We start from the raw sequence: 13772 nt of genomic DNA on the forward strand, positions 1-13772 counted from the left end.
CTGCACCCCGACCGATTCAAGAAACGAGCCATCCATCAACTCGAAGCCATGGGATACCGCGTCACCCTGGAGAACGCGTCGTGAAGCGAACCAACCGCCTCTGACGCGAAGGGAATCTTCGCGTCAGAGGCCATGCCGCTTCTACTTCCAGCGGAAGTGGACGAAGAGGCGGCCGAAGTTCTTCGAGTCCTTCTCCACGCGGTGGTAGAGCTGCTTGACGTCCTTCTGGTCGAGGAACCGCAGCACCCGCTTCTTGAGCTGCCCCGACCCCTTGCCGGGGATGATCTCGACGAGGGTGGCCTTCTTCGCCACCGCCTCATCCATGATCCCGCGCAACGCGCGGTCGATGTCCTGCCCCTTGTTGAAGATGTCGTGCAGGTCCAGCTTGAGCTTCATGCCGCAGCCCCCGGCCGGTCAGGTCCCATGTCCGCCATCCTAGGCACGCCCGGCGGCCCGCCTGCCGGACGACGAAGGGGCGGCCCCGAAGGACCGCCCCTGCTCGTCACCGGATGCGCGTCAGCGCGTGCCGCCCACCCGGGCTTCAACCCGCTCCAACGCCGCCCGGTAGTCGTCGTTGGCCGCGTACATGGCGGCGGCGATCCGCAGGTGCCGCAGCGCGTCGGAGTGCCGGTTCAGCCGCTCCAGCGTCCGACCGAGCACGTGGTGCGCGTAGTGGTCGCTCGGGTCGCGGTCGACCAGCTCCCGCAGATGCTGCTCGGCCCGGTTGAGCTGAGCCGACTGGAAGTACGCCCGGGCCAGCAGCTGCCGGACCGCCGCGTTGCCGGGTTCGGCGTCGACGATCGGCTCCAGCAGTCGGGCCGCTCCGCTCGGGTCTCCGGTCTCGAAGAACATGGTCGCCCGCCGGTAGTCCGCCAGAAGATCCATCTGCCCACCTCCTCGGGTCGCACCGTCACCTGTTCCGACGCTGGCACAACAATGGGCGTTTGGCGACTGTTCCCGGGGTCGGGATCGGGTCGCGATCGGGTCAGGTTCGGGCGTCCCGGCGGCCGGCGGCCAGCTCCCAGGCACGGACACCGCCGACGATTCCGGCCGTGTTGGGCACCACCACCACGTCGTCGCCCATCCGGGCCAGTTGCTCCGGCCGGATCAGCCGCGAGTTGCCCCCGCCCAGGTAGAGCCGGTCCCAACGGAACACCGGGCGGAGACCGTCCACCACCTGCCGGATGCGTCGGGACCAGAAGGCGTCGCCGAGCCGGCGGCGCTCCGGCTCACCCACGTACGTGTCGTAGGTGGTGCCCCAGCGCACCGGCGCGTGCGACAGCTCCAGGTGCGGTGCGAGCACCCCGCCGTCGAAGAGCGCGCTGCCCAGCCCGGTCCCCAGGGTCAGCACCAGCTCGCAGCCGGTGCCGGCGACGACACCCGCCCCGTGCACCTCGGCGTCGTTGAGCACCAGCGCCGGCACCCCGAACGCGTCGGCCAACGCTCCCCGCGCGTCCCATCCGGACCACTCGGCGAGCAGCTCCGGGTCGACCCGGCTGCGGGGGCCGCTGCGGGTCACGTAGTGCGGGGTGGCCACCACCACGCCGTGCCGGATCATCCCGGGTACGCCGACCGTCAGCCGGTCCGCCGTCGGCAGACGGCCGCCCAGATCCCGCAGGGTCCGGACGAACAGCGCGGGCGGCAGGGGGTACGGGGTGGGCACCCGGAGCGGCCGGGCCCGCATCGTGCCAGCCTCGTCGAGCACCGACGCCTTGATGCCGCCGCCACCGCAGTCGATCGCCAGTGTGGTCACCACGCCGTTGAGTCTGCCCGCTGCCGTCGGCTCGTATGCGGGCAGCCGGATAGGCTGCCGTCCTGATGAGCGCCACGATGATCGTCAAGGACCTGGCCGCCGGGCACGGCGACCGCCCGCTGTTCGCCGGATTGGACCTGGTGGTGGCCCCCGGCGACGTGGTCGGGCTGGTCGGGCCGAACGGAGCCGGCAAGTCGACGCTGCTGCGTACCCTCGCCGGGTTGCTGCCGGTCGAGGCCGGCAGCGTGCGGCTCAGCCCACCCACGGCGAGCGTCGGGCACCTGCCGCAGGAGCCGGAACGGCGACCGGGCGAGACGGTCCACGACTTCCTGGCCCGCCGGACCGGGGTGACCGCCGCGCAGGCGGCGCTGGACGCGGCGACCGAGGCGCTGACCGAGGGGAAGGCCGGCGCGGACGACGCGTACGCGGACGCGCTGGAGCGCTGGCTCGCCCTCGGCGGCGCGGACCTGGACGAACGCGCCGAGCAGGTGAGCGCCGACCTGGGTCTCGCGGTCGACCTGGACCACCCGACGACCGGGCTCTCCGGCGGCCAGGCGGCGCGGGCGGGGCTCGCGTCGCTGCTGCTCAGCCGGTACGACGTGTTCCTGCTCGACGAGCCGACCAACGACCTGGACCTGGCCGGGCTGGAGCGGCTGGAGGAGTTCGTCACCGGGTTGCGGGCCGGCACGGTGCTGGTCAGCCACGACCGGGAGTTCCTCACCCGCACGGTGACCCGGGTGCTGGAGCTGGACCTGCCGCAGCAGCAGGTCAACCACTACGGCGGCGGCTACGCGGCCTACCTGGAGGAGCGCGAGGTGGCCCGCCGGCACGCCCGCGCGGACTTCGAGGAGTACGCCGACACGAAGGCCGGCCTGGAGGCGCGGGCGCGCACCCAACGTGGCTGGATGGACAAGGGCGTGAAGAACGCCCGACGCAAGGCCACCGACAACGACAAGATCGGCCGCAAGTTCCGCAGCGAGGCGAGCGAGAAGCAGGCCGCCAAGGCCAAGCAGACCGAGCGGCTGATCGAACGGCTGGACGTGGTGGAGGAGCCCCGCAAGGAGTGGGAGCTGCGGATGGAGATCGCCGCCGCGCCCCGCGCCGGCGCCGTCGTGGCCACGCTCCGCTCCGCGGTGGTACGCCGGGGCGGCTTCACCCTCGGCCCGGTCGACCTCCAGATCGACTGGGCGGACCGGGTCGCGGTGACCGGGGCGAACGGCTCGGGCAAGTCCACGCTGCTGGCCGCGCTGCTGGGGCGGCTGCCGCTGGACGAGGGCACCGCCTCGCTCGGGCCCGGCGTGGTGGTCGGCGAGGTGGACCAGGCCCGCGGCCTGTTCCTCGGCGACGCGCCGCTGATCGACGCGTTCCAGACGGCTGTACCCCACCTGTCGCCGGCCGACGCACGGACCCTGCTGGCCAAGTTCGGCCTGCGTGCGGCGCACGTGCCGCGGCCGGCGGCCACCCTCTCCCCGGGCGAGCGGACCCGCGCGGCGCTGGCCCTGCTCCAGGGGCGCGGGGTCAACCTGCTGGTGCTCGACGAGCCCACCAACCACCTGGACCTGCCCGCCATCGAGCAGCTCGAGTCGGCGCTGGCCAGCTACCCGGGCACGCTGCTGCTGGTGACTCACGACCGGCGGATGCTGGCCGCGATCGAGACGAACCGACGGCTGCGGGTCGACGCCGGGCGGATCGCCGAGGATTGATCCGTGCCGGCGGGCCGCCGGGGGGTGAGAATGACGCCATGCTCAAGTGGGAGTACGCCCTGCTGGTCCGCCGCCGTCAGGCCGCGACCAACGACCTGGGCTGGGAGGTCGTCTTCGTCTGGTATGGCCCGGACGGCTCGATGGTCGACGTGACGCCGTACGGCGACACCGCACTGGCCCACCTGAACCGGGCCGGCGACCAGGGCTGGGAGTTGGTCGCGATGAGCGAGGACCCGTCCCTGCCCGGCAACAACGAGCTGCACCGCTATCACCTCAAGCGGCCGAAGCCAGCCGCCCCGCCGCCCCGGCAGCGGATGCGCGGTGGCCGCCGCACCCTGTCCGGCTGACCCGACCGCGCCGGGCCGACCGCGCCGGGTTGACTGCGGTGGCATGGGAGGAGTTGGTCGTTCGCGACTCGCCTCATGCCCGAGCGGAGCCGATGTCTCCGTTGAACGTGATGCCGGAGAGTCATCTTGATGCCTGTGTGGCATCACGCTGATTCCGGTCCTGCCTCGCATCCTGCGACACCCTCAACGGCGGGCCGCACCCGAGTCGGCATCGAGGCGGACGAGCGGGGCATAACGGGCGCGTATGCGGGTATCGCGCGGCGGGAGGTGGCCCGAATGGTCGCTTTGGCACAGACTCCGCCCTCGGCCGACCGGCTGCGGGCGATCGACGATTTCCTCGCGCAGGCGTGGGCGGACCAGGTCCGGCACGACGAACGGCTGCGTGGTCTGGCCGTGGAGGTGCGGTTCGACCGGGGTGTGGCCCATCTGAGCGGCGAGGTGCCCGAGCCCGCCGACCTGCGGCTGGTCCGTGAGCTGGTGGGGCGACTGGCCGGGGTGTACGGCGTCTGGTGCCGCGTGGGTGTCGGTGGCCGGGAGCCGGTGGTGGTGGACCTCGGTTGCGGGCCGACCAAGCAGTGGCCGAGCAACCTGGGGTTGGACATCTATCCGGCGCCGGGGGTGGACGCCGTGGCGGACCTGTCTGGCTCGCTGCCGCTGGCCGACAACTCGGTGGACGTCCTCTTCGCGGTGCACATCCTGGAGCACCTGATCGATTTCCTGCCGCTGGTCGACGAGTGCCACCGGGTGCTCCGCCCGGGCGGCGTACTGCACGTCATGAGCCCCTGGTGGGGGCATGTGAACGCGGTGGCGGACCCGACCCACGTCCGGCTGATGGACGTGCAGACGTTCAAGGGGATCTGTCAGCTCCGGCCACCGGGCACACCGCGCTGGTATCCCCTGCACGCGGGCTGCGACGGCGCCTCGATCTTCGCCGACCTGACTCCCCTTCCCCCGGACGCCGAACCGGCGTCCAAGTCCCACCTGGCCCGCTTCTTCGACTAGGGGGTCTGCGTGGATTCGCGCAGCTCCAGGCGGTAGGGGGCGGACAGCTCCCGGGCCGGGGCGGTGCGGTCGCCGTCCAGGCGGTTGGCCAGGAGTTCCACGGCCAGGCGGGCGATCTGCGCCTTGTCCGGGGCGACGGTGCTCAGGGTCGGGATCGAGAACCGGCCGTCCTCGATGTCGTCGAAGCCGACCACCGCCACGTCCTCGGGCACCCGCAGGCCGGCCTCGTGCAGGGCCCGCAGGGCGCCGAGGGCGAGCGTGTCGTTGAAGCAGAAGACGGCGTCGGGGCGTACCCCGGAAGTGAGCAGGCCGCGCATCGCGGCCGCGCCGTCGGCGCGGTGCCAGGCCGGCGCGGGTGCCACGAGGGCTTCGTCGTAGTCCAGGCCGGCGGCGCGCAGCGCGTCGGCGTAGCCGGCCAGGCGCAGTCGGGCGCTGGCGCCCTCGTCGGTGCGCTGCGAGCCGATGGCCGCGATCCGACGTCGACCGAGGCCGACGAGGTGGGCGGTGATCTCCCGGGCCGCGCCCACGTTGTCGATCACCACGCGGTCGGCCGGGCCGTGGTCGACCCGTTCGCCGAGCAGCACCATCGGCGTGCCGTCGAGGCCGGCCAGGTCTTCCGCGGTGAGGGCCAGCGGGCTGAAGATCAACCCGTCGATCAGGTGGTCGGTGATGCCGGAGGCGACCACCCGTTCCTGCTCGCGTCCGCCGCCGGTCTGGTCGATCAGCACCGTCCAGCCGAAGTCGGCGGCAGCGGTCACCACGTAGCGGGCCAGCTCGGCGAAGTACGGGATGTCCAGTTCCGGTACGGCCAGGGCGATCACACCGGTGCGGCCCTTACGCAGGTGTCGGGCGGAGAGGTTAGGCCGGTAGTTGAGTTCGGCGATGGCCTCCTCGACACGGGCGCGGGTGTCCGGCCGGACGTGCACGTAGCCGTTCACCACGTTGGAGACCGTCTTCACCGAGACGCCCGCCCGTTCGGCGACGTCCTTGAGCCTGTGCCGCACTCCGCAACCTCCCCGATGTAACCCAGCGCACCATACCTCGTCATCAGCCCTTTACAACGTTGCCTACAACGTTGTAGAAACGAGGGACACCGGGCGGACCGTGACAGCGGTCAACCGGCTCCGGCACTGAGGAAAGGTGGCACCCCTTGCGGACCGGCTACTGCTCTTCTTCGCCGCCAACGCGTACGACAGGGCGGAGTACGCCGAGGGTTACGCGGTCTGCGAGAGCCCGAGCCGCCAGGTGTGGCTCGACGAGGTGACGTGGGTCGACGGCAAGCCGGTCGTCAAGGGCCCGACCGGTACGTCGCAGTCGCGTCCCTGAGCCGATCGTGCGGAGGGGCGCTCGGCCCCTCCGCACGCGTCGACTCAGGCGGTGGGCTCGCGCGGGGCCGGGGCGACGGCCGGTTCGTGGCGGGCCAGCCGGTTGCGGCGGTAGCCGTAGCCGAAGTAGATGATCGCGCCGAGCAGCATCCAGGCCAGGAACCGCAGCCAGGTCTCCACCGACAGGTTCAGCATCAGATAGAGGCAGGCCAGCGCGGAGAAGATCGGCAGCACCGGGGAGAACGGCACCCGGAACGGCCGCTCCAGGTCCGGGCGCTTGCGGCGCAGGATCGGCACCGCGATCGACACGAGCACGAACGCGCAGAGCGCGCCGATGCTGACCAGGTCGGCCAGGGCCGAGAGCGGCAGGAAGCCGGCCAGCAGCGCGACAGCCACCGTCATGATCGCCGAGATCCGGTACGGGGTGCCCCAGCGCGGGTGCACGGCCGCGATCGACGGCGGGATCAGCCCGTCGCGGGCGATGGCGAAGCCGATCCGGCCCATGGCCACCAGGTCGACGAGGATGACGCTGGTCAGACCGGCGACGGCGGCGATGGAGACCAGTACGGCCGCCCAGCCGGCGCCGACCGCCTCGAACGCCGACGCGATCGGGGCGCCCCGGTCGATCTCGGTGTACGGCACCATGCCGACGACCACCAGCGAGACACCGATGTAGAGCACGGTGGAGATCAGCAGCGTGCCGAGCAGGCCCAGGGTGAGGTCCCGCCTGGGCTTGCGCGTCTCCTCGCCCAGGTTGGCGACGGCCTCGAAGCCGGTGTACGCGAAGAACACCACGGCGGCGGCGCTGAGCACCCCGACGAAGCCGAAAACCGACGGTTCCAGCCCGAACAGCGCCTGGGTGACCGGCTGCTTGATGCCGTCGTCGCCGCTACCGGCGGGCTCGGCCGGCGGGATGAACGGGGTGAGGTTGGCGGCCTTGACGAAGAACAGCCCGGCGACCACCACGAACACGCAGATGGCCACCTTGACCAGCACCAGCAGGTTGGTGATCCGGGCGGATTCCCGGATGCCGACGATCGCGACGATGCCGAGGATCAGCACGATGGCGATGGCGCCGATGTTGACCGTGCTGCCCTCCTCGCCGAACCACCGGGTCGGCAGGTCGAGCAGTTCGGCCAGGTAGCCGGACCAGCCGCGGGCGACCACGGCGGCGCCGAGTGCGAATTCCAGCAGCAGGTCCCAGCCGATGATCCACGCGACGATCTCACCCATGGTGGCGTACGCGTAGGTGTAGGCGCTGCCTGCGGTCGGCACACTGGAGGCCAGCTCGGCGTAGCAGAGGGCGGCGAGCAGGGCGACCACGCCGGCGATGGCGAAGGAGATCACGACGCCCGGTCCGGCGCTGTCGCGGGCCTCGATCCCGGTGAGCGTGAAGATGCCGGTGCCGATCACGATCCCAATACCGAAGCCGGTGAGGTCGATCGCACCGAGGCGCCTCTTCAGGCCGAGTTGGCCGTCGGAGCCGTCCGCCTCACCTTGAGCTATCACGTCCTTGATCGGTTTTGTTCGCAGCACGGACATGCGCTCAGCCCTCCCACCGTGCGACCACCACCGTGGCGGCCGGTAGCCGGCGTTGCTACCCAGCGGCGGGAATGGTCAACCACGAACCCTTGCGTCGATGGCCAGACTGTGAAAATTTCCTTCCAGAAACGCGGACATCGACGGCGAATCTTGCCGGACGGTGCCGCGCGGAACATCCGGTAGCCCCAACGAAGGGACACACCGCATGAAGGCCACACGACTCGGAGCCGCCGGGCTGGCCGTAGCCCTGCTCGGCACGCTCGTCACCACCACCCCCGCGAGCGCCGCACCCGGCACCACCAGCACCACCACCGCCACCTGCACCACCGACCCGGCCACCCTCAAGCGGCAGTTCCGGGCCATGTGGATCTCGTCGGTCGTCAACATCGACTGGCCCAGCAAGGCGTCCCAGACCAGCCCGGACCGGATCGCCGCCCAGCAGGCCGAGTATCGCGAGCTGCTCGACCTCGCCGAACGGCTGCACCACAACGCCGTCGTGGTGCAGGTCCGCCCGACCGCCGACGCGCTCTGGCCCTCGCCGTACGAGCCCTGGTCGGAGTACCTGACCGGCGTCCGCGGCCAGGACCCGGGCTGGGATCCGCTGGCCTTCCTGGTCGACGAGTCGCACAAGCGCAACCTGGAATTCCACGCCTGGTTCAACCCGTACCGCGTCTCCATGCCGACCCCCGGCGGCGCCGGCGCCGACCTCACCCAACTCGCCCCCGGCCACCCGGCCCGGCAACACCCCGACTGGACCTTCGCCTACCCGCCAGCCGGCGTCGCCGGCAGCCGGCTCTACTACAACCCCGGCATCCCCGAGGTCCGCGAGTTCGTGCAGACCGCGATGATGGACGCGGTCAAGCGGTACGACATCGACGGCGTCCACTTCGACGACTACTTCTACCCCTACCCCAGCGGCAGCTACCAGGTGCCCGACGACGCCACGTTCGCCGCCCACAACCGGGGCTTCACCGACCGGGCGGACTGGCGGCGGGACAACATCAACCTGCTGATCCAGGAGATGAACGGCAAGATCAAGGCGGCGAAGCCGTGGGTGAAGTTCGGCGTCAGCCCGTTCGGCATCTGGCGCAACCAGACCGCCGACCCGCTTGGCTCGGACACCACCGGCAGCCAGTCGTACGACATCATCTCCGCCGACACCCGCAAGTGGGTCAAGCAGGAGTGGATCGACTACGTGGTGCCACAACTGTACTGGTACATCGGCCAGTACCCGGCCGCCGACTACGCGCGCCTGGTGCCGTGGTGGGCCGAGACGGTGCGCGGCACCCGCGTGCAGCTCTACATCGGCCAGGCCGACTACAAGAGCGGCGATCCGGCGTACGGGCCGTTCTGGCAGAACCCGCGTGAGCTGTCCGACCACCTGACGCTCAACCGGTCGTACCCGGAGGTGCAGGGCAACCTGCACTTCTCCGCCGTGCAGGTGCGGGCCAACCGGCTCGGCGCCACCGACATCTACGCCGCCGAGCACTACTCGCGCCCGGCACTGGTGCCGGCCATACCGCACCTGCCGGCCAAGCCGCTGCTCTTCCCGGTGGTCACCGGGACCAGCCGACAGGCCGACGGGGTACGCCTCACCTGGCGTCAGCCGGCCGACGGCGTCGGCCCGCTGGGCACCGCCACCTCGTACGCGATCTACCGCTTCGACGGCACCTCGCTGCCCGGTCGGTGCGCCACCGCGGACGCCGCGCACCTGATCGACACCGTCCGGGCCGTACCGGGCGGGTCGCAGTCCTGGGTGGACACGTCGGCCGAGCCCGGCCGGCGCTACACCTACCAGGTGACCTCGCTGGACCGACTGGCCAACGAGAGCCCGGTCAGTCCGCCGGCATTTGCCCTGCGCTGACCCGCTTTTCCGAATGCCCCGGGCGTCTCGCGCGCCCGGGGCATTCGTCTGTTTCGGCGCATGTCACCAATAGTTGGCGAGGCGCATACCGCCTAGTTGATCAGCTGATTGACACTCATCGACATCCGGTAACCCGCCGGTAACTTCCGGCCCACCCGCTCACCCCCGCGGAGGTAACCCGTGCCCCGACGTCTCGCCACCCTGCTCGCCTCGGGCGCGCTCGCGCTGCTCGCCACCCTCGCCATCGCCTCCCCCGCCGCCGCCGCCGTCACCCCCGCACAGAAGCTGTCCGTGCTGTCCAGTTGGACGCAGACCAGCGTGTCCAGCTACAACTCCTGGAACAGCGCCCGGGTCAACCGGGCACCCTGGGCCGAGTACAACTTCGACTGGTCCACCGACTACTGCTCGTCCAGCCCGGACAACCCGCTCGGCTTCACCTTCAACCTGGGCTGCTACCGGCACGACTTCGGCTACCGCAACTACAAGGCGGCCGGCCAGTTCTCCGCCAACAAGTCCCGCCTCGACAGCGCGTTCTACGAGGACCTGAAGCGGGTCTGCGCGACCTACAACTCGGTCGTCCGCCCGGCCTGCTACAGCCTGGCCTGGACCTACTACCAGGCAGTCAAGGTCTTCGGCTCGGTAGCGGCCGTCCAGCAGGCCGACATCGACCGCGCCGCCCGAATGAAGGCCGAAGCCGAAGCCAAGGCCGCAACCCGCTAACCCCCACCCCACCCCAACCCACCCTGACCCACGTCGATCATGGACTTGTGGTGGGGGCTTTGGCCGCGGAAGAGCGGAATGTCTCCCACCACAACTCCATGATCGACCCGAGCTAGGCGCGTTCGGTTCTTGTTGCTGGGTGGCGGTCGGGGTCGGCGGGCTGGCGGGGGGTCGGTTGGGACAGGCCCGTGCTGAAGCGGGTCGAATCCGCCGCCAGATCCGGGTGTTCCACGTCCAGGGCCAGCGCGGCGGCCTCGTCCAGCCCCAACTCCGCACCCTCGCCGTACGCGTCGTCGAAGGCCGCGTCGCCCAGCGCCGCACGCAGCTCCGCCTGCTGATCGGCCCAGTAGCCGCCGTAGATGCCGGGCGTCGACCGCATGCTGGCCCGGGTGGCCTGCGCCGCTCCGAACAGTCGAGCGGCGGTCAGCCGTTCCCCGCCGGCCGCGCAACGCACCGCGATCGCGTTCAACGTGTCGCACGCCCGGCCGTGATAACCGTGGCCCATCCGGGAACGCAACGCCACCAGCAGATGCTCGTGCGCCGCGATCACGTCACCCCGGGCCAGCGCGACCATCCCGAGCAGCATGTCCACCGACCGTCGACCCCGCTCCACCGGCCGGGCCGCCTCCACCGGACGCACCGCCCCCAACAGGTCCGCGGCCTCCTCCAACGCGCCCCGCCGCCACAGCAGCTCGGCCAGGCTGAACACCGCGAACAACGCCTCGCCGACCACGTCCTGCCCGTGCGCCCAGTCGATGACCTCCCGGCACACCCGCTCGGCCTCGGCGAACTGGCCCATGTCGACCAGCGGCGCCGCGCGACCGGCGAGCACCCGTGCCAGCAGCCCGGCGTCGCCGGCCTGCCGGGCGGCGGCCTCCGCCCGCTGGGAGAAGCGCAGCTCCTCGGCGAACTCGCCGTCCGCGCCGGCGTGCAGCGAGTGCATGTGGTACGCCGCCGCCAGCTCCGCCTCCGGAATCCGCTCACCCGTCTCGGCGATCCGCCCGTACAGCCGGAACAGCCACAGCCGCCCCTCCCGGGCCAGCCCGCGCTCCCGCCACCACTGGTCCAGCCCTCCGGCCAGACCCAGGCCGGCGCGGGCACTGCCACCAGTGGCACACCAGCGCAACGCGGCCCGCAGCTCACCGGCGAGCGGGTCGAGGGCGTACAGCGACAGCGTCACCGGCCGCCCGTCGGTGCCCAGATGCGCCCGCTCCAGCGCGTGCGCAGACCAGGCCACGTGCCGGTCCCGGGCAGCCTGCTCCTCGCCGGCCTCGGCCAGCCGCCGTGCCGCGTACGCCCGGATCGGATCGAGCATCCGGTACGTGCTGCCGGCGGCGCGCGGCTCGGCCAGCACCATCGACTTGTCCACCAGCACCGACAGTGGATCCAGCGGGTCGTCACCCAGCAGCCACTCCACCGTCGCCAGATCCACCGGGCCGGCGAAGACCGCCAACCACCGCAGCAGTCGGGCGGCTCGCGGCCCCAACGTCCGGTACGACCAGGTGACGGTGGCCTGCATGGTCAGGTGCCGCTCGGTGGCCGAACGCTGCACCGCCCTGCTCGCCGGCGTCGGCGGCGACGCCCCGGCCGCCGCCGCCACGAGGTCCACCGTGTCCTGCTGGTTGCCGGACCAACCCCGCTCCACCGGCGGCGGATCCGGATCCTCCCGACCGGCGTCCAACGTGCCGAGCACGTCGTCCAGCCGCTCGGCGAGCTGACCGACGGAGAGCACCCGCAGCCGGGCCGCCGCCAGCTCGATGGCGAGCGGCAACCCGTCGAGCCGCTGCACCACCCGGCGCAGGTCGGCCGACTCGGCCGCCTCCGGTCGCCGGCCGCCACGCGCCGCCGTCGTACGGTCCAGCAGAAGCGCCACCGCGTCGCTCTCCGCGCCGTCGGTCTGCGGGTCCACCGAGAGCGGCGGAATCCGCCACACCACCTCACCGGGCAGGCTGAACGACTCTCGGCTCGTCGCCAGCACCCGCACGCCCCCGCCACCGGAGAGCAGCCGCGCGATGACCTCCGCGCACGCCGCCGGCTGCGTGTCGCAGGTATCGAGCACGACCAGCATCCGACGGCTGGCCGCGTACTCGACAAGCGTGTCCAGCATCGGACGGCCCGGCTCGGGTCTCAGCCCGAGCACGGCGGCGATGGCGAACGCCACCAACCCCGGGTCGGTCACCGAGGCGATGTCGACGAACCACACCCCGTCCGGGTACGCCTCGACCACGCCGCAGGCCAGCTCCACCGCGAGTCGGGTCTTGCCCGCGCCACCGGCGCCCAGCACCGTGACGAGGCGGTGCTGCTCCACCAGCAGGCCGAGCTCGACGCGCTCGGTCTGCCGTCCGACGAACGAGGTCACCTGCGTGGGCAGGTTGTGCGCCACCGCGTCGGCCGTGCGCGGTCGGGGGAACTGCCGCTCCAGGCCGGGCGCGAGGAGTTGGAACAGCCGTTCCCGGTCGTCGAAGCCGCGCAGCCGGTGCAGGCCCAGGTCGAGCAGCGTGGCACCGGAGGGCAGCGGGTCGGCCCGCCGCGCCGTGGACGCCGAACAGAGCACCTGCCCGCCGTGCGCCGCGGCGGCCACCCGGGCCGCCCGGTGCACCTCGGGGCTGGCGTACTCCCCGTCGCGCGGCTCGGCGTAGCCGGTGTGCAGGCCCATCCGCACCCGGGGCGCCGCCTCCGGGGTGGGCCAGTCGTGGCTCGCCAACGCCCGCTGGGCGATCAGGCAGGCGGTCATCGCCGCCGTCGCGTCGTCGAAGGCCAGGAAGAACGAGTCGCCCTCGGTCAACAGTTCGGCGCCACCGGTGCCGGCGAGCGTCCGGCGCAGCAGGCGACGGTGCTCGGCGAGCACCGGGCGGTAGTCCGAGCCGAGCAGTTGGGCCAGCCGGGTCGAGCCCTCGATGTCGGTGAACACGAAGGTCACCCAACCGCTCGGGAGCTGGATCCGTGGCGACATGCGTGGAACCTCCGCCCGTGACGTCGGGTTCATGCTGCCTGAGTCCGAGCGGTCACGCATCGTGAGAACGGCCGGGCAGGTGCCGCCTCAAAGTGCCACTCGGACCCGCTCCCGGCAAGGGCAGCCCGCCAGGCGGCAGCGAATCAAACGGATCAGCAACCGCAGGCGCCGCCGCAGCAGCCGCCCCCGGCCGGGGCCGCACCACCGAACGGGCCGCCCGCGCCCCGACCGGTGACCGCGACCGCGGAAAGAAGCTTGACCGTGTCGGCGTGTCCCTGCGGGCAGGTCGCCGGCTCGCCGGCCGCCGCCATCGGACGGTTGACCTCGAAGGTGTCACCGCAGGCGCGGCAACGGAACTCGTACCGGGGCATGGCATCCAGGGTACGTGGACCTGACGCTCGGCGGGGCATGGGTAATACTCGACGGGTGGTGGACGGCGAGGACAAGATGCGTGTGCGACCGCTCCGACCGTCCGCACCATTGGACGGTCCGCTGGACGACTCGGGGGCCGCGCCGGATCCGGCGCCCCGGGCAGTGCCCCGCCCCCGCCGCCCCTGGCTGAG

Annotated in this window: 13 protein-coding genes; 6 read left to right on the top strand and 7 right to left on the bottom strand. The window is 71.8% G+C overall.

From position 1 onward, the window contains the following. Window positions 1-141 precede the first annotated feature (141 nt). The 3 genes from F8271_RS24565 to F8271_RS24575 form a co-directional block, all read right to left on the bottom strand. Window positions 142-396: a Smr/MutS family protein gene (locus F8271_RS24565; protein ID WP_088987488.1), complete on the bottom strand. Its 255-nt coding sequence runs from the start codon at window positions 394-396 to the stop codon at window positions 142-144. Window positions 397-516: 120 nt separating this feature from the next. Continuing rightward, on the bottom strand, window positions 517-885 hold the full coding sequence (locus F8271_RS24570; protein ID WP_151492195.1) for a M48 family metallopeptidase: 369 nt from the start codon (window positions 883-885) through the stop codon (window positions 517-519). A 100-nt stretch (window positions 886-985) separates the two neighbouring features. Further along, the gene (locus tag F8271_RS24575) at window positions 986-1756 is read right to left on the bottom strand and encodes an ROK family protein (RefSeq protein ID WP_151492196.1); all 771 of its coding nucleotides are present in this window, start codon (window positions 1754-1756) and stop codon (window positions 986-988) included. A gap of 62 nt (window positions 1757-1818) precedes the next feature. Between F8271_RS24575 and F8271_RS24580 the strand changes: the two genes are divergently transcribed. The 3 genes from F8271_RS24580 to F8271_RS24590 all read left to right on the top strand — a co-directional run bounded on the left by F8271_RS24580 (window position 1819) and on the right by F8271_RS24590 (window position 4805). Next, the gene (locus tag F8271_RS24580; RefSeq protein WP_151492197.1) at window positions 1819-3456 is read left to right on the top strand and encodes an ABC-F family ATP-binding cassette domain-containing protein; all 1638 of its coding nucleotides are present in this window, start codon (window positions 1819-1821) and stop codon (window positions 3454-3456) included. A 38-nt stretch (window positions 3457-3494) separates the two neighbouring features. Next, window positions 3495-3803 carry a hypothetical protein gene (locus F8271_RS24585; RefSeq protein ID WP_151492198.1) on the top strand — a complete coding sequence of 103 codons (309 nt, stop codon included), beginning with the start codon at window positions 3495-3497 and terminating at the stop codon, window positions 3801-3803. A gap of 276 nt (window positions 3804-4079) precedes the next feature. Beyond that, window positions 4080-4805: a methyltransferase domain-containing protein gene (locus tag F8271_RS24590; protein WP_151492199.1), complete on the top strand. Its 726-nt coding sequence runs from the start codon at window positions 4080-4082 to the stop codon at window positions 4803-4805. Here F8271_RS24590 and F8271_RS24595 read toward each other — a convergent pair. Next, window positions 4802-5809: a LacI family DNA-binding transcriptional regulator gene (locus F8271_RS24595; protein WP_151492200.1), complete on the bottom strand. Its 1008-nt coding sequence runs from the start codon at window positions 5807-5809 to the stop codon at window positions 4802-4804. The two genes, F8271_RS24590 and F8271_RS24595, sit on opposite strands and share 4 nt — an antisense overlap. Window positions 5810-5945: 136 nt before the next feature. Here F8271_RS24595 and F8271_RS24600 point away from each other — a divergent pair, with 136 nt between their 5' ends. Then, the gene (locus F8271_RS24600; protein WP_192580440.1) at window positions 5946-6131 is read left to right on the top strand and encodes a hypothetical protein; all 186 of its coding nucleotides are present in this window, start codon (window positions 5946-5948) and stop codon (window positions 6129-6131) included. A gap of 44 nt (window positions 6132-6175) precedes the next feature. On the opposite strand, the gene F8271_RS24605 is transcribed toward F8271_RS24600, so the two are convergent. Further along, window positions 6176-7672 carry an amino acid permease gene (locus tag F8271_RS24605; RefSeq protein ID WP_151492201.1) on the bottom strand — a complete coding sequence of 499 codons (1497 nt, stop codon included), beginning with the start codon at window positions 7670-7672 and terminating at the stop codon, window positions 6176-6178. A gap of 205 nt (window positions 7673-7877) precedes the next feature. Between F8271_RS24605 and F8271_RS24610 the strand changes: the two genes are divergently transcribed. Beyond that, a complete protein-coding gene (locus F8271_RS24610; protein WP_151492202.1) occupies window positions 7878-9536 on the top strand; it encodes a glycoside hydrolase family 10 protein in 1659 nt (552 codons plus the stop codon). A gap of 180 nt (window positions 9537-9716) precedes the next feature. Continuing rightward, on the top strand, window positions 9717-10256 hold the full coding sequence (locus tag F8271_RS24615) for a phospholipase (RefSeq protein ID WP_151492203.1): 540 nt from the start codon (window positions 9717-9719) through the stop codon (window positions 10254-10256). Window positions 10257-10368: 112 nt separating this feature from the next. On the opposite strand, the gene F8271_RS24620 is transcribed toward F8271_RS24615, so the two are convergent. Continuing rightward, window positions 10369-13209, bottom strand: coding sequence for an adenylate/guanylate cyclase domain-containing protein (locus F8271_RS24620; RefSeq protein WP_151492204.1), 2841 nt, complete (start codon window positions 13207-13209; stop codon window positions 10369-10371). 152 nt (window positions 13210-13361) lie between these two features. Beyond that, on the bottom strand, window positions 13362-13580 hold the full coding sequence (locus F8271_RS24625; protein ID WP_151492205.1) for a zinc ribbon domain-containing protein: 219 nt from the start codon (window positions 13578-13580) through the stop codon (window positions 13362-13364). Window positions 13581-13772: the final 192 nt, after the last annotated feature.

This window comes from Micromonospora sp. ALFpr18c (assembly GCF_008868155.1).
Taxonomy (GTDB): Bacteria; Actinomycetota; Actinomycetes; order Mycobacteriales; family Micromonosporaceae; genus Micromonospora.

Bases quoted from the DNA above. Each gene is read 5' to 3' on its own strand.
- F8271_RS24580 (WP_151492197.1), top strand. From the start codon at position 1,819: ATGAGCGCCACGATGATCGTCAAGGACCTGGCCGCCGGGCACGGCGAC.
- F8271_RS24625 (WP_151492205.1), bottom strand. From the start codon at position 13,580: ATGCCCCGGTACGAGTTCCGTTGCCGCGCCTGCGGTGACACCTTCGAG.
- F8271_RS24620 (WP_151492204.1), bottom strand. From the start codon at position 13,209: ATGTCGCCACGGATCCAGCTCCCGAGCGGTTGGGTGACCTTCGTGTTC.
- F8271_RS24590 (WP_151492199.1), top strand. From the start codon at position 4,080: ATGGTCGCTTTGGCACAGACTCCGCCCTCGGCCGACCGGCTGCGGGCG.
- F8271_RS24570 (WP_151492195.1), bottom strand. From the start codon at position 885: ATGGATCTTCTGGCGGACTACCGGCGGGCGACCATGTTCTTCGAGACC.
- F8271_RS24565 (WP_088987488.1), bottom strand. From the start codon at position 396: ATGAAGCTCAAGCTGGACCTGCACGACATCTTCAACAAGGGGCAGGAC.
- F8271_RS24585 (WP_151492198.1), top strand. From the start codon at position 3,495: ATGCTCAAGTGGGAGTACGCCCTGCTGGTCCGCCGCCGTCAGGCCGCG.
- F8271_RS24605 (WP_151492201.1), bottom strand. From the start codon at position 7,672: ATGTCCGTGCTGCGAACAAAACCGATCAAGGACGTGATAGCTCAAGGT.
- F8271_RS24610 (WP_151492202.1), top strand. From the start codon at position 7,878: ATGAAGGCCACACGACTCGGAGCCGCCGGGCTGGCCGTAGCCCTGCTC.